This window comes from Bacillus sp. 9.4, assembly GCF_055486415.1.
Genome location: NZ_JBVFMU010000006.1, coordinates 157,013 through 179,476 on the forward strand (window position 1 = coordinate 157,013; position 22,464 = coordinate 179,476).

At 45.8% G+C, this 22,464-nt stretch carries 23 protein-coding genes and 1 pseudogene; 14 read left to right on the top strand and 10 right to left on the bottom strand.

The genetic code is table 11. From position 1 onward, the window contains the following. Positions 1 to 6 precede the first annotated feature (6 nt). From ACZ07B_RS20120 to nosA, 8 genes are all read left to right on the top strand, one after another. The gene (locus ACZ07B_RS20120) at positions 7 to 1,443 is read left to right on the top strand and encodes an anion permease (RefSeq protein ID WP_015383080.1); all 1,437 of its coding nucleotides are present in this window, start codon (positions 7 to 9) and stop codon (positions 1,441 to 1,443) included. Between the two features lie 127 nt (positions 1,444 to 1,570). Beyond that, entirely contained in the window at positions 1,571 to 3,199 is a 1,629-nt protein-coding gene (gene yflR / locus ACZ07B_RS20125; RefSeq protein WP_134156891.1) for a two-component sensor histidine kinase CitS, read from the top strand. Then, entirely contained in the window at positions 3,171 to 3,851 is a 681-nt protein-coding gene (gene citT, locus ACZ07B_RS20130; protein ID WP_038427522.1) for a two-component response regulator CitT, read from the top strand. The genes yflR and citT overlap by 29 nt, the downstream gene beginning before the upstream one ends. A 2-nt stretch (positions 3,852 to 3,853) precedes the next feature. Then, entirely contained in the window at positions 3,854 to 4,813 is a 960-nt protein-coding gene (locus ACZ07B_RS20135) for a tripartite tricarboxylate transporter substrate binding protein (RefSeq protein WP_003233718.1), read from the top strand. Positions 4,814 to 4,839: 26 nt separating this feature from the next. After that, positions 4,840 to 4,965: a hypothetical protein gene (locus ACZ07B_RS20140; RefSeq protein WP_003233716.1), complete on the top strand. Its 126-nt coding sequence runs from the start codon at positions 4,840 to 4,842 to the stop codon at positions 4,963 to 4,965. A gap of 43 nt (positions 4,966 to 5,008) precedes the next feature. Further along, complete coding sequence (gene citM / locus ACZ07B_RS20145; RefSeq protein WP_003242978.1) at positions 5,009 to 6,310, top strand: citrate transporter CitM; 1,302 nt, start codon at positions 5,009 to 5,011, stop codon at positions 6,308 to 6,310. Between the two features lie 55 nt (positions 6,311 to 6,365). Continuing rightward, complete coding sequence (locus tag ACZ07B_RS20150) at positions 6,366 to 7,160, top strand: MBL fold metallo-hydrolase (protein ID WP_129137515.1); 795 nt, start codon at positions 6,366 to 6,368, stop codon at positions 7,158 to 7,160. A gap of 118 nt (positions 7,161 to 7,278) precedes the next feature. Continuing rightward, the gene (nosA, locus tag ACZ07B_RS20155; RefSeq protein ID WP_440671356.1) at positions 7,279 to 8,370 is read left to right on the top strand and encodes a nitric oxide synthase; all 1,092 of its coding nucleotides are present in this window, start codon (positions 7,279 to 7,281) and stop codon (positions 8,368 to 8,370) included. Here the strand turns inward: nosA and ACZ07B_RS20160 are convergent. Next, on the bottom strand, positions 8,361 to 8,636 hold the full coding sequence (locus ACZ07B_RS20160) for an acylphosphatase (RefSeq protein ID WP_003243829.1): 276 nt from the start codon (positions 8,634 to 8,636) through the stop codon (positions 8,361 to 8,363). The genes nosA and ACZ07B_RS20160 overlap by 10 nt on opposite strands. A gap of 66 nt (positions 8,637 to 8,702) precedes the next feature. Here ACZ07B_RS20160 and ACZ07B_RS20165 point away from each other — a divergent pair. Then, positions 8,703 to 9,369, top strand: a pseudogene (locus ACZ07B_RS20165) (MOSC domain-containing protein). Positions 9,370 to 9,409: 40 nt separating this feature from the next. Here ACZ07B_RS20165 and ACZ07B_RS20170 read toward each other — a convergent pair. From ACZ07B_RS20170 to map, 4 genes are all read right to left on the bottom strand, one after another. After that, positions 9,410 to 9,547, bottom strand: a complete 138-nt coding sequence (locus ACZ07B_RS20170) for a YflJ family protein (protein ID WP_003233704.1) — start codon at positions 9,545 to 9,547, stop codon at positions 9,410 to 9,412. Positions 9,548 to 9,703: 156 nt separating this feature from the next. After that, on the bottom strand, positions 9,704 to 9,859 hold the full coding sequence (locus ACZ07B_RS20175) for a hypothetical protein (RefSeq protein ID WP_464877594.1): 156 nt from the start codon (positions 9,857 to 9,859) through the stop codon (positions 9,704 to 9,706). Between the two features lie 106 nt (positions 9,860 to 9,965). Next, on the bottom strand, positions 9,966 to 10,280 hold the full coding sequence (locus ACZ07B_RS20180) for a DUF3243 domain-containing protein (protein ID WP_003233700.1): 315 nt from the start codon (positions 10,278 to 10,280) through the stop codon (positions 9,966 to 9,968). Between the two features lie 81 nt (positions 10,281 to 10,361). Continuing rightward, positions 10,362 to 11,111, bottom strand: coding sequence for a type I methionyl aminopeptidase (gene map / locus ACZ07B_RS20185; RefSeq protein WP_003233698.1), 750 nt, complete (start codon positions 11,109 to 11,111; stop codon positions 10,362 to 10,364). A gap of 171 nt (positions 11,112 to 11,282) precedes the next feature. Between map and nagE the strand changes: the two genes are divergently transcribed. Continuing rightward, complete coding sequence (nagE, locus tag ACZ07B_RS20190) at positions 11,283 to 12,641, top strand: N-acetylglucosamine-specific PTS transporter subunit IIBC (protein ID WP_014479158.1); 1,359 nt, start codon at positions 11,283 to 11,285, stop codon at positions 12,639 to 12,641. Positions 12,642 to 12,674: 33 nt separating this feature from the next. Here nagE and ltaS read toward each other — a convergent pair whose 3' ends face one another. Beyond that, complete coding sequence (gene ltaS, locus ACZ07B_RS20195) at positions 12,675 to 14,624, bottom strand: lipoteichoic acid synthase (RefSeq protein ID WP_003233694.1); 1,950 nt, start codon at positions 14,622 to 14,624, stop codon at positions 12,675 to 12,677. Between the two features lie 100 nt (positions 14,625 to 14,724). Here ltaS and ACZ07B_RS20200 point away from each other — a divergent pair, with 100 nt between their 5' ends. The 3 genes from ACZ07B_RS20200 to ACZ07B_RS20210 all read left to right on the top strand — a co-directional run bounded on the left by ACZ07B_RS20200 (position 14,725) and on the right by ACZ07B_RS20210 (position 16,813). Further along, on the top strand, positions 14,725 to 14,862 hold the full coding sequence (locus ACZ07B_RS20200; RefSeq protein ID WP_086343571.1) for a hypothetical protein: 138 nt from the start codon (positions 14,725 to 14,727) through the stop codon (positions 14,860 to 14,862). Positions 14,863 to 14,880: 18 nt separating this feature from the next. Next, the gene (locus ACZ07B_RS20205) at positions 14,881 to 15,273 is read left to right on the top strand and encodes a DnaJ family domain-containing protein (RefSeq protein ID WP_003233692.1); all 393 of its coding nucleotides are present in this window, start codon (positions 14,881 to 14,883) and stop codon (positions 15,271 to 15,273) included. A gap of 124 nt (positions 15,274 to 15,397) precedes the next feature. Further along, positions 15,398 to 16,813 carry an alanine/glycine:cation symporter family protein gene (locus ACZ07B_RS20210; protein WP_015252561.1) on the top strand — a complete coding sequence of 472 codons (1,416 nt, stop codon included), beginning with the start codon at positions 15,398 to 15,400 and terminating at the stop codon, positions 16,811 to 16,813. Here the strand turns inward: ACZ07B_RS20210 and ACZ07B_RS20215 are convergent. From ACZ07B_RS20215 to ACZ07B_RS20230, 4 genes are read right to left on the bottom strand one after another with little or no spacing between them, the layout of a single operon-like run. Beyond that, complete coding sequence (locus ACZ07B_RS20215; RefSeq protein ID WP_464877595.1) at positions 16,810 to 17,886, bottom strand: endospore germination permease; 1,077 nt, start codon at positions 17,884 to 17,886, stop codon at positions 16,810 to 16,812. The genes ACZ07B_RS20210 and ACZ07B_RS20215 overlap by 4 nt on opposite strands. Positions 17,887 to 17,909: 23 nt before the next feature. Further along, on the bottom strand, positions 17,910 to 18,110 hold the full coding sequence (locus ACZ07B_RS20220) for a hypothetical protein (protein WP_003233686.1): 201 nt from the start codon (positions 18,108 to 18,110) through the stop codon (positions 17,910 to 17,912). Between the two features lie 15 nt (positions 18,111 to 18,125). After that, positions 18,126 to 19,280, bottom strand: coding sequence for a Ger(x)C family spore germination protein (locus ACZ07B_RS20225; RefSeq protein WP_047182277.1), 1,155 nt, complete (start codon positions 19,278 to 19,280; stop codon positions 18,126 to 18,128). Beyond that, positions 19,261 to 20,802: a spore germination protein gene (locus ACZ07B_RS20230; protein ID WP_134156903.1), complete on the bottom strand. Its 1,542-nt coding sequence runs from the start codon at positions 20,800 to 20,802 to the stop codon at positions 19,261 to 19,263. The genes ACZ07B_RS20225 and ACZ07B_RS20230 overlap by 20 nt, the downstream gene beginning before the upstream one ends. 188 nt (positions 20,803 to 20,990) lie before the next feature. Between ACZ07B_RS20230 and treP the strand changes: the two genes are divergently transcribed. Then, a complete protein-coding gene (gene treP, locus ACZ07B_RS20235; protein ID WP_003233682.1) occupies positions 20,991 to 22,403 on the top strand; it encodes a PTS system trehalose-specific EIIBC component in 1,413 nt (470 codons plus the stop codon). The last annotated feature ends 61 nt before the right edge of the window (positions 22,404 to 22,464 follow it).

The following is a 22,464-nucleotide window of genomic DNA, read 5'->3' on the forward strand; positions in this document are numbered from 1 at the left end:
CTATTTATGGCTTCAGAAAAAGACGCAGGAAAACAGTCAGCAGTAAAGCTTGTTCCATTGCTTATTACTGTCGCTGTGGGACTAATCATCTGGTTTATTCCCGCTCCGTCCGGACTTGAACCTAAAGCTTGGCATTTGTTTGCGATTTTTGTCGCGACAATTATCGGCTTTATCTCCAAGCCCTTGCCAATGGGTGCAATTGCAATTTTTGCATTGGCGGTTACTGCACTAACTGGAACACTATCCATTGAGGATACATTAAGCGGATTCGGGAATAAGACCATTTGGCTTATCGTTATCGCATTCTTTATTTCCCGGGGATTTATCAAAACCGGGCTCGGTGCGAGAATTTCGTATGTATTCGTTCAGAAATTCGGGAAAAAAACCCTTGGACTTTCTTATTCACTGCTATTCAGTGATTTAATACTTTCACCTGCTATTCCAAGTAATACGGCGCGTGCAGGAGGCATTATATTTCCTATTATCAGATCATTATCCGAAACATTCGGATCAAGCCCGGCAAATGGAACAGAGAGAAAAATCGGTGCATTCTTATTAAAAACCGGTTTTCAGGGGAATCTGATCACATCTGCTATGTTCCTGACAGCGATGGCGGCGAACCCGCTGATTGCCAAGCTGGCCCATGATGTCGCAGGGGTGGACTTAACATGGACAAGCTGGGCAATTGCCGCGATTGTACCGGGACTTGTAAGCTTAATCATCACGCCGCTTGTGATTTACAAGCTGTATCCGCCGGAAATCAAAGAAACACCGGATGCGGCGAAAATCGCAACAGAAAAACTGAAAGAAATGGGACCGTTCAAAAAATCAGAGCTTTCCATGGTTATCGTGTTTCTTTTGGTGCTCGTGCTGTGGATTTTTGGCGGCAGCTTCAACATCGACGCAACCACAACCGCATTGATCGGTTTGTCCGTTCTCTTATTATCACAAGTTCTGACTTGGGATGATATTAAGAAAGAACAGGGCGCTTGGGATACGCTCACTTGGTTTGCGGCGCTTGTCATGCTCGCCAACTTCTTGAATGAATTAGGCATGGTGTCTTGGTTCAGTAATGCCATGAAATCATCCGTATCAGGGTTCTCTTGGATTGTGGCATTCATCATTTTAATTGTTGTGTATTATTACTCTCACTATTTCTTTGCAAGTGCGACAGCCCACATTAGTGCGATGTATTCAGCATTTTTGGCTGTCGTCGTGGCAGCGGGCGCACCGCCGCTTTTAGCAGCGCTGAGCCTCGCGTTCATCAGTAACCTGTTCGGGTCAACGACTCACTACGGTTCTGGAGCGGCTCCGGTCTTCTTCGGAGCAGGCTACATCCCGCAAGGCAAATGGTGGTCCATCGGATTTATCCTGTCGATTGTTCATATCATCGTATGGCTTGTGATCGGCGGATTATGGTGGAAAGTACTAGGAATATGGTAGAAAGAAAAAGGCAGACGCGGTCTGCCTTTTTTTTATTTTCACTCCTTCGCAAGAAAATGGATTTTGAAAAATGAGAAAATTTCCTGTGAAAAATGGTATGATCTAGGTAGAAAGGACGGCTGGTGCTGTGGTGAAAAAGCGGTTCCATTTTTCCCTGCAAACAAAAATAATGGGGCTGATTGCGGCCCTGCTGGTCTTTGTCATTGGTGTGCTGACCATTACGTTAGCCGTTCAGCATACACAGGGAGAACGGAGACAGGCAGAGCAGCTGGCGGTTCAAACAGCGAGAACCATTTCCTATATGCCGCCGGTTAAAGAGCTCATTGAGAGAAAAGGCGGACATGCGGCTCAGACGCAAGAGGTCATTGAACAAATGAAAGAACAGACTGGCGCGTTTGCCATTTATGTTTTGGACGAAAAAGGAGACATTCGCAGCGCCTCTGGAAAAAGCGGATTAAAGAAACTGGAGCGCAGCAGAGAAATTTTGTTTGGCGGTTCGCATGTTTCTGAAACAAAAGCGGATGGACGAAGAGTGATCAGAGGGAGCGCGCCGATTATAAAAGAACAGAAGGGATACAGCCAAGTGATCGGCAGCGTGTCTGTTGATTTTCTGCAAACGGAGACAGAGCAAAGCATCAAAAAGCATTTGAGAAATTTGAGTGTGATTGCTGTGCTTGTACTGCTGCTCGGATTTATTGGCGCCGCCGTGCTGGCGAAAAGCATCAGAAAGGATACGCTCGGGCTTGAGCCACATGAGATCGCGGCTCTATATCGTGAGAGAAACGCAATGCTTTTCGCGATTCGAGAAGGGATTATTGCCACCAATCGTGAAGGCGTCGTCACCATGATGAACGTATCGGCGGCCGAGATGCTGAAGCTGCCCGAGCCTGTGATCCATCTTCCTATAGATGACGTTATGCCGGGAGCAGGGCTGATGTCTGTGCTTGAACAAGGAGAAATGCTGCCGAACCAGGAGGTAAGCGTCAACGATCAAGTGTTTATTATCAATACGAAAGTGATGAATCAAGGAGGGCAGGCGTATGGAATTGTCGTCAGCTTCAGGGAGAAAACAGAGCTGAAGAAGCTGATCGACACATTGACAGAGGTTCGCAAATATTCAGAGGATCTCAGGGCGCAGACTCATGAATTTTCAAATAAGCTTTATGCGATTTTAGGGCTGCTCGAACTTGGGGAGTATGATGAAGCCATTGATCTGATTAAAGAGGAATACGCGATACAAAATGAACAGCATGATCTTTTATTCCATAACATTCATTCGCAGCAGGTGCAGGCCATTTTGCTAGGGAAAATAAGCAAGGCATCGGAAAAGAAGGTCAAGCTGGTGATTGATGAGAACAGCTCACTTGCACCTCTTCCTGCACATATTGGCTTGTCCCATCTTATTACAATTATCGGAAATTTAATTGATAACGCTTTCGAAGCTGTAGCAGAGCAAAGCGTGAAGGAAGTTTTGTTTTTTATCACGGATATGGGCCATGACATTGTCATTGAAGTATCAGACACAGGGCCCGGTGTGCCGCCAGATAAGATGGAAGAAGTGTTTGAGAGAGGCTATTCTTCAAAGGGGATGAAGAGAGGCTACGGTCTGGCCAATGTGAAAGACTCAGTGCGTGAACTGGGCGGCTGGATCGAACTGGCGAATCAAAAAACTGGCGGGGCGGTATTCACTGTATTTATACCAAAGGAGAAACAAAGGGGGAATCCATTTGATTCACATCGCGATTGCGGAGGATGATTTTCGAGTTGCGCAAATCCATGAGAGATTGATCAAACAGCTTGATGGATTCAAGATTATCGGCAAGGCGGCTAACGCAAAAGAGACATTGGCGCTTTTGAAGGGACACAAGGCTGATTTGCTTCTGCTGGATATTTATATGCCGGACGAGCTTGGGACCGCGTTGATTCCTGAAATACGAAGCCGATTTCCTGAAGTGGACATTATGATTATCACAGCGGCAACAGAAACCCGGCATTTGCAGGAAGCGCTAAGGGCAGGGATTGCCCACTATTTGATCAAACCCGTAACGGCTGACAAGTTCAGGCAGGTGCTGCTTCAGTATAAAGAAAAAAGGAAGCTGCTCATGTCTCAGCCGGAGGTCAGCCAATCCATGATCGACCATATTTTTGGGAACGGTGTGAAGACAGCTTTGCCGGCAGAGGATTTGCCGACTGGCATTAATTCGATTACACTGCGAAAAATTAAGGAAGCGCTTCAGACTGCGTCAGAAGGATTGACAGCGGAGGAACTTGGGGAAAAAATGGGGGCGTCACGAACAACTGCCCGCCGTTATGCCGAGTACCTTGTGTCAAAGGAAGAAGCAAGAGCCGAGCTTGAATACGGGATTATCGGCAGGCCGGAGAGAAAATATTATTTGGCGGCGGATTAGATATGAAAAAATCTATAATATTATTGATTTTTCTATTGATCTTTATGCAGGGTGATATCAGGCAGGCGGCTGCGCCGCGCCTGCCGGACGGGCCGATAGAAATTGTCGTCCCTGCCGAACCTTCTGGCGGTTGGGATGTCACAGCGCAGGCGATCCAATCAGTTTTGAGACAGAAGCAGATCGTGAAGGATGATGTTCATATCGTCTATAAATCCGGCGGCGGGGGAGAGAAAGGCTGGAAATATGTCAACAAAAGCAGCAAACAAACCATCAGCATGACGTCCAGCTTAATATTGAGCAATGATCTTCTCGGGCAAAGCAAATTAAAAATGGCCGATTTTACGCCGCTCGCCATTCTCTCCAAGGAATGGCAGACGGTTGCATTGCCAAAAGGATCAGCGTTAACAAATGGCAAAGATGTGCTGAATGAGATCAACATGCATCCCGGCAAGGTGAGAATCGGCTTTGCCCCGGGGTTTGGCAATGATGATCAGCTCTCGTTCGTCAGAGCGGCAGATATGTACGGCATTGACCCGTTTGACATTCAATTCTCACAGTATGACAGCAGCGAACAGCTCATTCAGGCGCTGATCAGACATGAGATAGAAGCGGCTTCCATGACACTTTCTGAAGCGAAACCATATGAACGAAACGGCGATATCACGTTAGCCGCTGTAACATCTGATAAAAGACTTCCCGGTTTTCCAAATGTACCGACGTGGAAGGAGCAGGGAATCCCGTTTGTTTTTTCTCATTGGAGAGGGATTTTGGGCCCGAAAAATATGTCTGAGGAAGAGATTTCTTACTGGGATCAAGCGCTAAAGAAGGTCACCTCTTCACCTGAATGGAAGCGGAAAATAAACGAACAGGACTGGGAAAGCTTTTATTTAAACAGCAGGGAAACGAAACGGTTTTTAGAAGAGCAATCTGCTTTTTATCAAAGCATCATGACAGGAAATTAAGATCCCGGCATCCCGGGATTTTTTTCATGCCGAAAATTGATCAAAAAGAACAAAACGGTTTTAAAAAATTAAAAATACAAAAAAACCAAATTATTTACTTGCGGTTGGTTTTCCCATACGATGGCAAAAAGGCAAGACAAAAAGGGGAGTAAGGGAGAAAAAAATGTAAGCGGATTCATTTAAGGGGGAATGGATGTGTTAGCAATCTTAGGCTTTCTCATGATGCTTGTGTTTATGGCATTGATCATGACAAAACGGCTTTCTGTTTTAACAGCATTAGTTTTGACGCCGATTGTGTTTGCGCTTATCGCCGGATTTGGATTTACTGAAGTTGGGGACATGATGATTTCGGGGATTCAGCAAGTCGCGCCGACTGCGGTCATGATTATGTTTGCGATCTTATATTTTGGAATTATGATTGATACAGGCCTGTTTGATCCAATGGTTGGCAAAATTTTAAGCATGGTCAAAGGAGACCCTTTAAAAATTGTTGTCGGGACAGCGGTTCTTACAATGCTCGTCGCCTTGGACGGAGATGGCTCGACAACGTACATGATTACGACAAGCGCCATGCTTCCGCTCTATTTGCTGCTAGGCATCCGGCCAATTATCTTGGCAGGAATCGCGGGAGTCGGCATGGGAATCATGAACACGATTCCATGGGGCGGTGCGACGCCGAGGGCGGCGAGTGCGCTGGGGGTTGATCCAGCTGAGCTAACAGGGCCGATGATTCCTGTCATTGCAAGCGGGATGCTTTGTATGGTGGCGGTTGCGTATGTGCTTGGAAAAGCGGAACGAAAGCGCCTTGGTGTGATTGAACTGAAACAGCCAGCCAATGCCAATGAACCGGCTGCTGCGGTTGAAGATGAGTGGAAGCGGCCGAAGCTTTGGTGGTTCAATTTATTGTTAACGCTTTCTTTAATAGGATGTTTAGTATCGGGTAAAGTCAGTTTAACCGTACTGTTTGTCATTGCGTTTTGTATTGCGCTGATTGTGAATTATCCCAATCTCGAGCATCAGAGACAGCGCATCGCGGCGCATTCCAGCAACGTGCTGGCTATCGGTTCAATGATTTTTGCTGCGGGGGTGTTCACGGGGATTTTGACAGGCACGAAAATGGTTGATGAAATGGCGATCTCGCTCGTGTCCATGATACCGGAACAAATGGGCGGATTGATCCCGGCGATTGTTGCCTTAACAAGCGGCATTTTCACATTTTTGATGCCGAATGATGCGTATTTCTACGGGGTGCTGCCGATTTTATCAGAAACAGCTGTCGCATACGGTGTGGATAAAGTGGAAATTGCCAGAGCCTCTATTATCGGCCAGCCGATTCATATGCTGAGTCCGCTTGTGCCATCCACTCATTTGCTTGTCGGACTCGTCGGAGTTTCTATTGATGACCATCAAAAATTCGCATTGAAATGGGCGGTTCTCGCAGTGATCGTCATGACGGCTATCGCTCTATTGATCGGTGCGATCTCTATTTCCGTATGATAATTCAGGCGTAATGACACACACTAACGGCATACAACATTCCGGAGGTGTCATTATGAGTGATCCTTATATGCCACTGACTTCAGTCAGAAGCGGAACGGGGTTCGAAGCGGCAAAAGGGGTGCACGGCCTGACTGTGCAAATTGCGAATGTCTATTTTATTCAGCTGCCTTCTGAACCTCACTCATTTGTTTTAATTGATGCCGGCATGCCCCAATCAGCCGGCATGATTGTCAATGAAGCCAAACAAAGATTCGGTGAAGGGTTTCAGCTGAAGGCGATTATCCTCACACACGGGCACTTTGACCATATTGGGGCAATCGAAGAGATCCTTGAGCATTGGGATGTGCCTGTTTATATCCATTCTCGGGAAATGCCTTATGTAACAGGTAAAGAGGATTATCCTCCGGCTCGTCCTGACAGCAAGAGCGGGCTGGTCGCTAAGCTGTCGCCGCTGTTTCCGCGGCACTCCATCGATATTTCCTCACATGTCCAGGCACTGCCGGAAGACGGTTCAGTCCCTTTTCTTGACGAGTGGATATGGATCGCGACACCAGGACACACGCCGGGTCATATTTCGTTATTCCGCGATGACGGCCGCGTGCTTGTGGCAGGTGATGCTGTTATTACAGTGGAACAGGAGAAAATGGCTGACGTCTTGATACAAAAACAGGAGCTTCACGGTCCGCCGGCTTATTTCACGCCTGACACAGAGACGGCCGCGGAGTCCATTCTAAAGCTGGCCGGTCTTGAACCGGAAGCGTTATTGACCGGGCACGGCATACCGATGACCGGCAAAAACTTTCGAAGTGACTTAACTGAATTGGCAAATCGGTTATCGTCTATTTGACACCCGCACCACGCGGGTGTTTTTTATTGTTTTCCAGGAAGTTGCAGAAAAATCATTTGTCTTGCCGCTTAAAAACGATACAATGAAAAGCATGAAGTGATGTGAAGGGGAGAGTTTGTTGGAAGAAAAAGAAATACTCTGGAACGAAGCGAAAGCGTTTATTGCCGCATGCTATCAGGAATTGGGAAAGGAGGAGGAAGTGAAAGACCGTCTCGAGGACATTAAAAGTGAAATTGACCTGACCGGAAGCTATGTACATACGAAGGAAGAGCTGGAGCACGGAGCGAAAATGGCTTGGAGAAACAGCAACCGCTGCATCGGCAGATTGTTCTGGAATTCGCTGAATGTTATCGACAGACGAGACGTCCGGACGAAGGAGGAAGTGCGTGATGCCCTCTTTCACCATATTGAAACCGCCACCAATAACGGGAAAATCAGACCGACCATTACGATTTTCCCTCCGGAAGAGAAGGGTGAAAAGCAAGTCGAGATCTGGAATCATCAGCTGATCCGGTACGCTGGATATGAGTCAGACGGAGAAAGAATCGGCGACCCGGCTTCCTGTTCCCTGACAGCAGCCTGCGAAGAGCTCGGCTGGCGCGGAGAGCGAACGGATTTTGACCTGCTGCCGCTCATTTTTCGCATGAAAGGCGACGAACAGCCTGTCTGGTATGAGCTGCCGCGTTCACTTGTGATTGAGGTTCCAATCACACATCCGGACATCGACGCATTTTCTGATTTGGAGCTGAAGTGGTACGGCGTGCCTATTATTTCTGATATGAAGCTTGAGGTCGGGGGCATTCATTATAATGCCGCGCCATTTAACGGCTGGTATATGGGCACGGAGATCGGAGCGAGAAACCTCGCAGATGAAAAGCGGTACGACAAGCTCAAAAAAGTAGCGTCCGTGATCGGCATCGCCGCTGATTACAATACGGATTTATGGAAGGATCAAGCGCTAGTTGAATTGAATAAAGCTGTGCTGCACTCGTATAAAAAGCAGGGTGTCAGCATCGTTGACCATCATACAGCGGCAAGCCAGTTTAAACGGTTTGAAGAACAGGAGGAAGAAGCGGGCAGAAAGCTGACGGGGGACTGGACGTGGCTGATTCCGCCAATTTCACCCGCTGCCACTCATATCTTCCACCGCTCCTATGATAACTCAATCGTTAAGCCGAATTACTTTTATCAAGATAAGCCTTATGAGTAAACAATAGAAAATCGATGATGGCCTTCAAGGCTCCGGGATTCAGTCACAGAGATGTCGGTAACCTTTGAGAAAGGGCTTCCGTTCTTTACAGCCTCAACAAACGATTGCAGGGCGTTTTCCGGACCCTCTGCCAAAATCTCGACACGCCCGTCATCACGGTTTTTGACCCAGCCGGCCAGTTTTCGCTTATCAGCTTCCATTTGAACAAAATAGCGAAAGCCCACACCTTGAACCCGGCCGTCTACAATGATTCGGTATTGAAGCATGTAAAAACCACCTTTTCTTTTTATGATAATCAATCATTTTACAACCTGTAAAGGGGATGTGTTTGTATGAAACCAGAGCGCTATTCAGTTCTTTCTCTTAATCTGGGAAAACCGCAGACGCTTGAATATGACGGAAAGAAAATCGAAACCGGCATCATGAAGCGGCCGGCTGAATCAGCCGTCATGCTGTATCGGGAGAATTTTGAAGGCGACGGACAGGCGGACCTCGTCAACCACGGCGGACCTGATAAGGCTGTCTGTGTCTACCCGGCGGAGCATTATCCGTTTTGGGAAGAGTTCCTTTCAAGACCGCTGTCAAATGCCGCATTTGGAGAAAATCTGACGGTCGCGGGCCTGACTGAGGAGAATGTTTGCATCGGGGATGTGTTCAAGCTTGATGAAGCTGTTGTTCAGGTCAGCCAGCCGCGCCAGCCGTGTGTAAAGCTGGCGAAAAAGTTTGGTGTAAAAGAAATGGTGCTGAAGGTCCAGCAAACCGGCTATACAGGGTTCTATTTTCGCGTGCTGGAGGAGGGCAGGGTGTCTCCCGGCGCGAACCTTGAATTGCTGTCCAGAGGAGAGAAGGGCATATCCGTCCAGTTCGCCAACCGCATCAACTACCATGATGCAAAAAATCTCACCGCCATTGAACGAATTTTAAGTGAGGCTGCACTATCGGAAAGCTGGAGAGCGTCCTTTATGAAAAAAAAAGGACAGGCTGCAGCCGGTTGAATAGAAAAAAGCCGCGCATATCAACGTGCGCGGCTTTGCCATATTTAAGATTGTTTTTTCTTTGATTCAAGCAGGTTGGCAAGAAAATAGGTTTTATAGCTTTGAAGCTTTCTTCCTTCATGGTGCGTGATCCCCTGCTTTTTTAGTTCTGCCACATACCAGCCTTTACTGCCGTAATGCATGTCAGAAAACTCCTTTCCCTATCTGATTTCGAAACGATTGGCATTGTAACATCTATAAAAAGATGCTGAAAAGAGATACGGGGAAAACTGAGCCTTTCGCACTAGATGTACGAATGTTCCTCTGTATGTATATGCGGAGCAAAAGCCGAATATGATTTAATGGCCGGTTAGTTTGATCATGATAACGCCAAATGTCATAATGGCGAAAACAATGCCGATATATGTGAGCATCCCGTTTTTTTTCTTAACGCCGTAAACGGTCATAATGATGCCTTCAATGAAAAAAATGATGCCGAAAATAATAAACCACATGCAGATAAAGGCTCCTTTCACAGACATAATAGTAGTGTAGCATATCTGAAAGAGCCGGGCTGTGACAATATCAAGAAAGCCGGGCGCATATCGCCCGGCTCATGTTTTATTGTTTATCAACCAATTTGACCAGAAGCTGTGCCAAATGTTCTTTCTCATCTTCGTCTGCAACGCTCCAAAGCTCTTGCAGCAGCATTTCTTCACCGTTTTGCGGCTCTTCATGCTTTGCAAGGTAGTCTCCCAAGATCGCAGCGCTTTTTACAAGCTTGCCGTCATCCAATCCCAGCTTTTTGCCTCGGTTGACTTGTTTTTTCAGGTAGCCTTTAAATTCATCAAAGTCTTTTAAAATGTCTTCTTTTATTGTGCCATGCATCGCGTTCATTTCGTTTTCAATTTGGATTTTTTCTTGATCTCTGTTCATTGCAAGACCTCCTCGTGCAGAATAATGATGTTTTACCTGCTATTGGAGGAGGTTAAACCTGCCGGAAGCCCGGAATGTGTTTTACAGTTTCGTCAGGATAATCGGTTCATCTTTTGTGATGACGATCGTGTGTTCAACTTGGGCAACCATGCTTTTATCCGGCGTCTTGAACGTCCAGCCGTCGCCAGCTTCAACAATCGTTTCTGCTTTCGTTGAAATAAACGGTTCAAGCGCGATGACTGTGCCATTTTTGAACAGCGCGTTATCAAACGGATCATAATAGTTCATGATGTGATTCGGCGCTTCATGCAGGCTTCGGCCGATTCCGTGGCCGGTCAGGGTTTTGATGACGGTAAAGCCTTGAGAGCGTGCTTCATGATAAACGGCTCTTCCGATCTGGTTTTGGCGCTTGCCCGCTTTTGCCTGCTGAAGCCCCTTTTGAAAAGCGTTTTCCGCGCATTGGCAAAGCTTATGAAGGCGTTCTTCTCCTTCACCGAGCACAAATGAGATGCCTGTGTCGGAATAGAAGCCGCCAAATTCAGCGGAGATGTCGATGTTGACAAGGTCCCCTGCTTTTAAAATTTTGGATGTGCTTGGTATGCCGTGAGCCACTTCATCATTTACGCTGATGCATGTCACGCCTGGAAAATCGTATTCCTTCTCAGGAGCTGAAACGGCGCCGTGCTCATCAAGCACAGCTTTTCCGATAAGGTCAAGGTCTTTTGTGCTCATGCCGGGCTCTGCCTTCCGCTTCATTTCTTCACGCGCAAGCGCGACGATTCTTCCGATTTTTTTCAGGCCTTCTAATTCTTGATCGTTTGTTACAATCATCTGTCATTCCCGCTTTCTTTTTAAATAATCTAGATTAAGCTTACCACAACTGTCTTAAAAATAGGAAACACACGGGCCTGGGAAAAAAGAAATACCCTCGGGAAAATTGGTATAGATCACTAGATATCTTATATGGTATATTTGAAAAAAAAGGGTATGAGGGGGATGGGTATGCTTTCATTTTTACAAAAACTCGGGAAGTCATTTATGCTCCCGATTGCAGTTCTGCCTGCGGTTGGAATTATCCTTGCGCTTGGCAGAGAGGATGTATTTAATATCCCGTTTGTCTATCAGGCGGGGACGGCGGTTTTTGATCATCTGCCGCTTATTTTTGCGATCGGAATTGCCATCGGCATTTCAAAAGACAGCAATGGGGCCGCGGGTTTATCAGGGGCGATATCGTATCTGATGCTTGACGCGGCAACAAAGACAATTGATAAAACAAATAACATGGCGGTGTTTGGGGGAATTATTGCCGGTTTAATTGCCGGTTACACCTATAACCGCTTCAAGGATACCAAGCTGCCTGAATATCTCGGATTTTTCAGTGGCAGACGGCTTGTGCCGATTATAACAGCCATTATTACGATCATTTTAGCGGGCATATTCGGAGTCGTCTGGCCGCCGATTCAATCTTGTATCAACTCGTTTGGAGAATGGATGCTCGGGCTCGGCGGCATCGGGGCAGGCATATTCGGCCTTTTCAACAGGCTGTTAATTCCGCTTGGCCTTCACCATGTGCTGAACAATATTTTCTGGTTCCAATTCGGAGAATATAACGGAGTGACAGGGGATCTGGCGCGCTTTTTCGCGAAAGATCCGACAGCGGGCACATATATGACGGGATTCTTCCCAATCATGATGTTCGGTCTTCCGGCGGCGTGTCTGGCTATGGTTGTGACTGCGAAGCCGTCTAAACGGAAAGCGACGGCTGGGATGATGATTGGGTTTGCTTTAACGGCGTTTATCACAGGGATTACGGAGCCGATTGAGTTTGCATTTATGTTTTTATCTCCGCTTTTATACGCTGTTCACGCGGTCTTAACCGGGTTATCTTTATTTATCGTCAACTGGCTCGGCATCCGCTCAGGCTTCTCTTTTTCAGCCGGAGCTATCGATTATGTGCTCAGCTATGGAATTGCGGAAAAACCGCTGCTTCTGCTTTTGGTAGGTATATGCTATGCGGCAGTATACTTTATCGTGTTTTATGTACTGATTAAGGCTTTAAATTTAAAAACGCCTGGACGGGAAGACGATGATGTGGATGAAGTGCTGGATGAAAATACTGTTCAGGATGTAAATGAAAACATCATGCTGAAAGGGCTCGGCGGAAAAGAAAACCTTCAAACCATAGATCATTGCGCCACAAGGCTGCGACTGACTGTGAAGGATACCGCTTTGGTGGATGAAGCGCTGCTAAAGAAAGCAGGCGCAAAAGGGGTTGTCAAATCAGGGGGGCAATCGGTTCAAGTCATTATTGGCCCGAATGTGGAATTTGCGGCGGAAGAATTGAGAGCTGCTGTCAAATAAAAAAAGCGGAGAGGGCAACCTCTCCGCTTTTTCTTATTTATCTTCGTTATCCTTTGACGTTTCGGAAGAATCTTCGTCATGTTTTGTGTAATCATAATCAGAAGGATTCACCTTCTTAAAACCTTTTGGCTCGTAGAACCGCAGCAGGTCTCCGTTTATGATTTTATCGGACATTTCAAGTTCCTTCTTGACGAGCGAGTCTTCTGACTTGTCGACTTCGGATTCATCGAGTTCTTTTCCGGTTTTCGTGTCGTAATACTTACCGGATATTTTCGTGTACTTCGGTGAAATAAAGTCTCCGTTTCGGAACGGAATCACTTCACGGTGTTCTTTCGATAAAATATCAGAACCGGACATCAGATAGTCCTTCGTATCCACTCCGAGCAGATGCAGAATGGTAGGAGCCACATCAACGTCTCCGGCATATTTATGAACTTTCTCGCCCTTCACGCCGGCAGCGTGGATAAAGAGCGGCACCCGTTGAAGCTGGGCGTTGTCGTAATCAGTGATTTCATCCTTGCCAAGCACTTTCGCCATCGCTTTATTGTGGTTTTCAGAGATGCCGTAGTGGTCTCCGTACATCACAATAATCGATTTATCATATAACCCGTCTTTTTTCAGATCATTGAAGAATTGTTCAATAGACTGATCAAGGTAATGGGCTGACTGGAAGTAGTTATCGACGACAGAGTCACCAAAGTCTCCAGCCGGGAAGTCTGTATCTCCCTCATCCATTCCGAATGGGAAGTGGTTAGACAGGGTAATGAACTTCGTATAGAACGGCTGCGGCAGGCTTTCCAGCAGCGGCATTGATTCTTTGAAGAACGGTTTGTCTTTCATGCCGTAGTTTTTCGTGTTTTCTTCGTTCATGTCATAGTAAGCAGAATCAAAGAATTTATCAATGCCTTCCGCTTTGTACATTTCGTTACGGTTCCAGAACGTCTGCGTGTTCCCGTGGAAAGTAGCAGATGTGTAATTCTTAGACTTCAGAATCGCCGGAACGGATTGCAGCGTGTTTTGTGCTTTGTTTACGAAAACTGAACCTTGAGCCAGCGGGTACAGAGAGTTTTCCATCATAAATTCAGCATCAGATGTTTTGCCTTGTCCCGTTTGGTGGAAAAAGTTATCAAAGTAGAACGTTTCGTTATCATGTGCCAGTTTATTTAAGAACGGTGTCACTTCTTTGCCGTCAATTTTATAGTCGATGATAAATGACTGCAAAGATTCAAGTGAAACGTAAATGACGTTTTTTCCTTCCGCTTTGCCGAAATACACGTTATTCGGCACATCGTAATTGGCTTTCATGTAGTTTTCTACTTCCGTTACGTCGCTGGAATCGGCAAGCGCGCGCTGGCTGTTGGACTTGATATTCTGTACAGCGTCATAAATCGTGAAATTGTATGTTCCCAAGTATTTCACAAGATAGTTCCGGTCGAATGATCTTGTCAGCAATTCAGGACGGTCTGATTCCGCAACTGCCAGGTTGATCAAGAACACAAGAATTGAAGACGCAAAAATAATTCGGAACGATTTTTTGCTTGACGTTTCGGCAGGCTTGTTTACTTTGATCGCCAAGATGATCAGGATGATCGTATCGATAAAGTAAAAGGCGTCAGTCGGTCTCATCAGCGAAAATGCGCTGTCACCGAGTTGGCCGCCGTTTGTTTTAGCCTGCATAATGACCGGAATTGTAATAAAATCATTGAAAAATCTGTAGTACACAATGTTGGCGTACAGTAAAAAAGACATTAAAAAATGAATCACTATAATGGCTGTCTGCTGTAATTTTTTCTTGAACAAGAGTCCAAAGCCAAGAAAGAACAAGCTTGAGCTAAGAGGATTCACAAAAAGCAATATTTTTTGTATCGTGTTGTCTATTCCCAAGTTGAAGTTCAGGACATAACCGACATACGTTTTGATCCATAACAGGACGACCGCAATTAAGAAGAAGGCCAGTCCTCTTTCTTTTATAAATGTTTTCATTGTTACACTCCTTTTTTCCGATCCAGTTCGAGCGAAACGATAGAAAAAACGAACGTATCCAATATAACACGAATCAGCAGATTAGAAAAGTGAAAATCGTATGATGGAGAAAGTGGCGAAAAACGCCGTCGAATCAACGTTTCGCTTTGATATTACCAAATGTAAAACAAGGTATCTTTCTAGAAATAAAGGAATAAAATGGTACATTGGGAATTGTATGATAAAATATAAGGTATAGATAAAAAGAGGTGAAATGATGGATTTTTCCCATATTGTGTCTGAAGATAAAATTAAGCGCGCCATCAAAGACGGGGACTTTCAAAACCTCCCGGGAATGGGGAAGCCGCTGCCGAAGGATGACGCGGCACACTTGCCGGAATCGCTGCGCATGGGCTATCGTATTTTGAAAAACGCGGGAATGGCAGAGGACGAGGGCGCTCTCAAAAAAGAGCTTATGACCATCGACCATTTAATCGAAAAGTGCTATGACGAAAAAGAACGCGAGCAATTAATCAGGAAAAAATCTGAAAAGCAATTGCTGCTTGATAAGCTTGTCGACAAAAAAGGCATGTTTTCAAAGCCAGCATCCGCTTTTTATAAGAATAAAGTATATGACCGGCTTGGACGAAACAGACCTTCTTCCAGCTGATTTGTCTTGTCTGCAGGATGGCGATTGATAAAAGCCATCCTTTTTATGTTCCAAGTTCTATGTCAAAAGGTTTATGTTTTTCCATCTATGGGAAATGACCCATAAACGAAAAAAGGGTGATGGGATGGAACGTCTATTAGTATGGATAGAGCATATATCTGATTGGCTGTGGGGGCCGCCGCTAATCATCCTGCTGACGGGGACGGGGTTGTATTTCACAATTTTGCTGAAAGGTTTTCAATTTCGCTATCCTTTATACATTTTCAAACAGACAATCGGCAGCGTAGGAAAAAAGCCGAAGGGAGAGGGCACAGTCACACCGCTTCAGGCATTGACCTCAGCCCTCAGTTCAACGATCGGTGCAGCGAACATTGTCGGTGTGCCCGCCGCTATTATGTTTGGAGGACCGGGAGCGGTTTTTTGGATGTGGCTGATTGCCTTATTTGCCATGGCGATTAAGTTTTCTGAAAGTGTTCTTGCTGTTCATTACAGAGAAAAAAATGAGCAGGGTGAATACGTCGGGGGACCGATGTATTACATAACAAAAGGGCTGCGCATGAAATGGCTCGGCGTATTCTTCTCTGTTGCGCTGATTGTGGAGCTGATTCCCAGCATTATGGTTCAGGGAAATTCGGTTTCAGTCTCGCTTGCCGAGACGTTTTCTTTCAATAAAATATACGCAGGAATCGGAATTGCATTTTTGATTGGGTTAGTGGTGATAGGAGGGGTAAAGCGGATCGGAAAAGTAACAGAGTTTGTCGTGCCTCTTATGGCAGGGGCATACGCAGGTGCCGGTCTCCTGATTGTTCTCATGAATCTATCATCAGTGCCGGCGTTTTTCTCTCTCGTCTTTTCAAATGCGTTTACCTCTTCTTCAGCAGTTGGAGGGTTCGCAGGTGCTGCGTTGGCGGAAACCGTTCGCTGGGGATTTGCCCGCGGGCTTTATTCTAATGAAGCCGGAATGGGAACAGCCCCGATTGCACATGCGGCAGCAATGACTGATCATCCTGTGCGGCAAGGGTTTTGGTCTGTGATCGGCATTGTCATTGACACCTTGATCATCTGCACGACCACCGCTTTTGTCGTTCTTGCATCTGGTGTCTGGACAGGGAAGAACGCCTCAATTGACCCGGCAGCACTGACGACGGCTGCATTTCAGCATTATTTCGGTTCTGGCGGAGGGTACTTCGTTTCGGTTTCCCTAGTCTTCTTTGTCGTATCAACCATTATGGTTGTCATTTTTTACGGCGTAAAGCAAGCTGAATTTCTGTTCGGGCGGCTGGCAGGACACGTGATCAAATTCGTTTATTTAGCGGCTATTATCATAGGTGCCGCAGGCGGAGCAAAAGCCATTTGGGGCTTTTTGGACTTAGCATTGGCTTTTATTCTCGTTCCAAATGTGATTGCGCTGTTGTTATTGAGCAGAAAGGTAAAAGCGCTGTACACCGAATTCTTTACATCTGAACAGTACTACCTGAAAGATATAAGAAAAACAAAACAGAATCCTGTTTATCAAACAAAAGAAGCTAAAAACTCCTAGTGCTTTGCTTTGGCGCCGAACAACGCTTTGCTTTTTATGATCAAATAAATGAGTAAAGGCAGCAAAAGAGAAATCACTACATTAATGATTGGTTTGATTCTGTTAAAGTCGATTAGCTGATTTGTATTTAAAAAGAACCAAAAGCTGCATACGACTGAGAACATGCCGATTGGTGTATACATGGCCTTCGGGTCGATTTTTGAGTGTGAAAACGAAAGGCCGTATACCACGATATATAGGGAACCTGCTATCTTCACCATAATGACCGGAATCCAAAAGGCCGCGATGATCAGGTCTGAGCGATCCAGAAAATCCGTAATGCGGATCTGCCTGATGACCATATAAGCAGGATCAAAGAAAGTAGATGTCAGGTTGGGACCAAAGACAGAAATTGAAGAAAATAACATCACGGCCAGCAATAAAGCGCCCAGCAGTATCGCGAAAATGGTGTATTTTAGCGGGACGCTCCGGTTTGAGAAGAGAAGCGGAAGGATAATCAATTCCCCCATTGTCCCAAACGCGTAATAGCCTGATTGAAGGTATGGGATTAGACCTTCAAAAACAGGCGTCAAGTTTTGAAGCTCAATTTGTGTGGCCAGCGTAAATGGAAGGAACAAGACCAGGATGCCGAATGGAAATAGGAATATCTGCGCCATTCTGGTCAATGTTTCTTTTCCCTCTCTGGCAATACAGATCGCCACAAAGATAATAACACCGCCAAGAACAGCCATTGGTGTTCTCGGGAGAAATAAAATGTTAATCAAATTGATGAAAAAACGTATATCATGAGCATTGATTAACAGGAAATACAAAGAAAACAGTAAAATGATAATCCGGCCTGCGATTGGTGAGGAATCGCTCAGCAGCTCATAGATATTTTTATCCTGATGCTTTTTCATCAGCCTATGCATGAGCCAGAGTGCCGGAATCACGATGACAACGCCGAGGATGTAGCTGTGCCAGGCATTTTGTTTTGCTGATTCGATCATGAGAATCGGAGCATGCTTTAATCCGACCGCTAACGTATACAGAGCTCCGAAAAATAATCCTTGGTATGCAGAGGTCTTGTCCATAAAGCACATCCTTTCTGTCATGTTCAAAACGGAATATATTTAAACAGGTGCCCCAGCCGCGGAAGCAGGGGATTCACTCTCATATAAATCCATAGAAAAGCACTTCCTGCAATCAGCAGGCTGAAGGCCCATTTTGTTAGATTGTTAGCGGAACGAAAATTCTTCCATTCATATGCGTATATGGCAATGCACACAATCAATGTCTGTACGATATAGCTGATCATGCTGACGCACCTCCATTAATGGCTGATCGTTTTGTATAGGACACCGCCCTGCTCAATGGTCACAATTGGGACGACGTGAACCTCCATATCCTTATATACCTCTTCCCATTCCTTTTTCAGCAGATTCTTCGTGGTTGCCGTGCTTCTAATAGTCCGGTCTTGAAAGCCGGCCGGGTCCGCCTTTAGCTTTTGCAAACGATGAACGGTGCTGGTCACGTCCTTCTTTATGGTTCTGTTTAGTGCTTTTTGAATGATGTAATACTGGTCATTTTCTCTCGTCTCATAGGTTGATTGGTTTTCCATAATAATTCCTTTAGCTCTGATCTCGATTGTCATTGACAGCTTTCCGTTTTTTTCAGCGGCATGAAAGGATGCATTGGACTTTTGAAGCTGAATGGATGCTTGCCCCATTTGATTCGGCAGGTCTACTATGAATTCTGGCTGGCGGGCTTGATTCAGCAACATCAGGGCTGCTGTCATGTGTTCATCTTTGAAAATATCCATCAATCTGTCCTTTTTAAAGATCGCAAGCCCGTCAATTTTCAAATTAGATTTGCCTTTCCCTCCAGGTTTTGTTTTAGATGCAGAGATGACCGGTGCATACGGATCACTGCCTATTTCTACTAGATCAGACATGAATCTGCTTAAAAAAACGGGGCGGCTCGTTGCGATAATGGCCAGCTCCCGAATCATTTCCGCCGGAAACTGTTCAAGCTGGACATCGGTGTTTAAAATGTCCCGCGCTTCTCCCCGGCTGACTAAAATGAGCGCCGTTAATCTGTTCTGCGGATTTCGCGTTAAAATATCAAAGACTGGGGCAACGCCGTCTCTCGCCATATCCTCTCCAATAATGACTGTACGTCTGTGGGACGTATTGATTGTCCGTGACAAGGAGGTTTGCAGCTTGTTGTTCGCTTCTCTGATCGTAGTGCCGGAAGCTGAATCAACATACCATGTTTTTGAACCGGCAGTTCCGCCGCCGCCCCCTGTTTGTCCGCCTAATTGGCCGACCAAGGGAATCTGCAAGGCTACTCGATATTGATCTTTTTTCTTATCAATGGCTGAGCTGACAACAAATGCAATGTCATTGATTTCTGTCCGGTCCCAGCACCCCGTTAGAAGGATACAAATGAGAAGCGGCACAACACACTTATATATTGTTTTCTTCATCTTTTGGGTCCTCTCTTTTCGCTCCCTTCTGTCCGTTGCCGCGCGAATACGTGCCCGGCCTTCTGGTCATCGTCCACCAAGGCGCCCTGACAAAAATATCTTTTACTTCATCTCGTTTAAACGGAGAAATGCCGGATAAATAAGGAATGCCGAAAGATTGCAGCTTGCATAAATGGAGTACTAAGATAATCGTGCCGAGCATAATGCCGAAAATCCCGAAAATACTCGCCAAAAACATAAGCGGGAAACGAAGCATCCTGATGGAGATAGCTAAGTTAAATCGCGGAATTGTAAATGACGCGATCCCTGTTAACGATACGATGATCACCATGGGGGCAGACACAATTCCCGCTTCAACAGCGGCTGTCCCAATGACAAGGGCCCCGAGAATACTGACGGTCTGGCCGATGGTTTTCGGCAGGCGCACTCCCGCCTCACGGAGAGCCTCAAAAGAAATTTCCATAATCAATGCTTCTATGATGGCGGGGAAAGGAATCGGTTCACGCGCAGAGGCCACACTGAACATTAAGTTTGTCGGCATTAAGTCCTGATGGTATGTAATAACGGCAACATAAATAGCCGGCAAATATAAAGCAACGAATAAAAACATATAGCGAAGCCAGCGGATTAAGTTAGACATCAAATAACGCTCATAGTAATCTTCACTGGCCTGCATAAGCTGCCAAAACGTAATCGGGCCTGTTAAGACAAAGGGCGTATTATCTGTGAAAATGGCAAATCGGCCTTCGAGAAGCTGAGCGGCGACGGTGTCCGGCCTTTCTGTGTATTGCAGCTGGGGGAATGGTGAGTACGTGTCGTCTTCGATAAACTCTTCAATATATCCGCTTTCTAAGACAGCATCAATCTTAATCTTTTTGATTCTTTTTTTTACTTTGTCAATGACCTTTGGATCGGCAAGCCCGTCAATATAGGCCAAGACAACATCGGTTTTGGTTTTCGTGCCGATTTTAAACGAGATCATTTTAAGCTGAAACGTTTTGACGCGAAAGCGCACAAGAGCGGTATTGACCCTGAGGCTTTCAGTGAAGCCCTCTCTTGACCCTCTGATGGTCGATTCTGTTATCGGCTCTTCAATGCTTCTTCTTTGTCCGCTTTTTATATTTAAGATCAGCCCTTTTGAGTGCCCGTCGGCAAATAAAACCGCGTTCCCCTCAATGATGGATGCAGCCACTTTGCTCATACTCGTTTCTATTGCAACACTTGAAATGGATAGAGTATTTTGCAGCGCCTCTTCATGTTCATCTATTTGATCCGTCAAATGCATTAAGAAAGGGCGGAGGGCGTGATCCTGAATATGTTCAGATTTTACAATTCCTTCGATATAAACAATAAATCCGCACAGCCCGTTTCCAAAGTCAAATTGTCTAAATACGATGTCTGAACAGCCTTCTGTTAATAAGGTCAGATTATCGAGGTTTTCCTTCAAATTGGGAGAGATCGGTCTGTCCTGATTGTCTTCAAGCTCTTTGATGAGCTGAAGCGCTTTGTCGCGTTTATTCATAGAGACTCACCCTGCTTTTTAATGTCACAATAAGTGCTTGTGACTTTTAGGGTAACCTTGTCTGTTTCATATATTCCAGACTAGGATGAAAGCGCTATAAAAAAGTGTTGACTACCTGTATATACAGGAATACAATATGATTATAAGTTGTATATACAAGTTATAAAAACGGATACGGAGGGGTTGGCATGGGGGAACTGAACAAATCGGCACGTCAGATTGTCGAAGCAGTCGGCGGTGCTGAAAATATTGCAGCGGCAACTCATTGTGTTACACGTTTGCGTTTTGCTTTAATAGATGAAAGCAAGGTTGACCAAGAGATGCTTGATCAAATTGATGTGGTAAAGGGATCATTCTCGACAAACGGACAGTTTCAGGTCGTAATCGGCCAGGGAACTGTCAATAAAGTATATGCTGAACTGGTTAAGGAAACGGGGATTGGCGAGTCAACAAAGGATGAAGTGAAGAAGGCCTCAGAAAAAAATATGAATCCTTTGCAGCGTGCTGTGAAAACGCTTGCAGATATTTTTATTCCAATATTGCCTGCGATTGTCACGGCGGGTCTTTTAATGGGGATCAATAACATTTTAACGGCGGAAGGCATTTTCTTCAGCACAAAATCGATTGTGCAGGTTTATCCGCAGTGGGCGGATCTTGCTAATATGATTAACCTGATTGCAGGCACGGCCTTTACGTTTTTGCCTGCGTTAATCGGATGGTCTGCCGTCAAGCGGTTCGGCGGCAATCCGCTTCTCGGCATTGTGCTCGGGGTTATGCTCGTGCATCCTGATTTGCTGAATGCGTGGGGATATGGCGCTGCAGAACAAAGCGGAGAGATCCCGGTATGGAATCTATTCGGCCTAGAGGTGCAGAAAGTCGGCTATCAGGGCCAGGTGCTCCCAATTTTGCTTGCTTCTTATATGCTGGCGAAGATTGAGGTATTTTTAACAAAACGCACACCTGAGGGCATACAGCTGCTCGTTGTCGCACCAATTACGCTTCTCTTAACAGGATTTGCCTCTTTTATCATTATCGGCCCGATTACATTTGCGATCGGTAATGTACTGACTTCAGGGCTTATCTCGGTGTTTGGTTCTTTTGCCGCACTGGGCGGTCTGTTATATGGCGGTTTCTACTCAGCGCTCGTGATTACCGGTATGCATCACACGTTTCTTGCAGTCGACCTGCAGCTCATCGGTTCAAAGCTCGGCGGCACCTTTTTATGGCCGATGCTGGCGCTTTCTAATATCGCACAAGGTTCGGCGGCTCTGGCCATGATGTTTATCGTGAAGGATGAGAAACAAAAAGGCCTCTCCCTCACATCAGGGATTTCTGCTTATCTTGGCATTACAGAGCCTGCCATCTTTGGGGTGAATCTGCGATACAGATTCCCGTTTATCATTGCAATGGTCAGCTCTGGCCTGGCCGGAATGTATATTTCTTCTCAAGGTGTGCTGGCAAGCTCCGTCGGTGTCGGCGGCGTGCCGGGGATTTTCTCAATCATGAGCCAGTACTGGGGCGCGTTTGCAATCGGGATGGCTATTGTATTGATCGTGCCGTTTGCCGGAACATACGCGTATGCGAGATTCAAACATAAATAACAAATGGGGAGCGGGACGTGTTGAACGTTCCCTTTTCCCGTTTTCAATTTAAATATGGTGG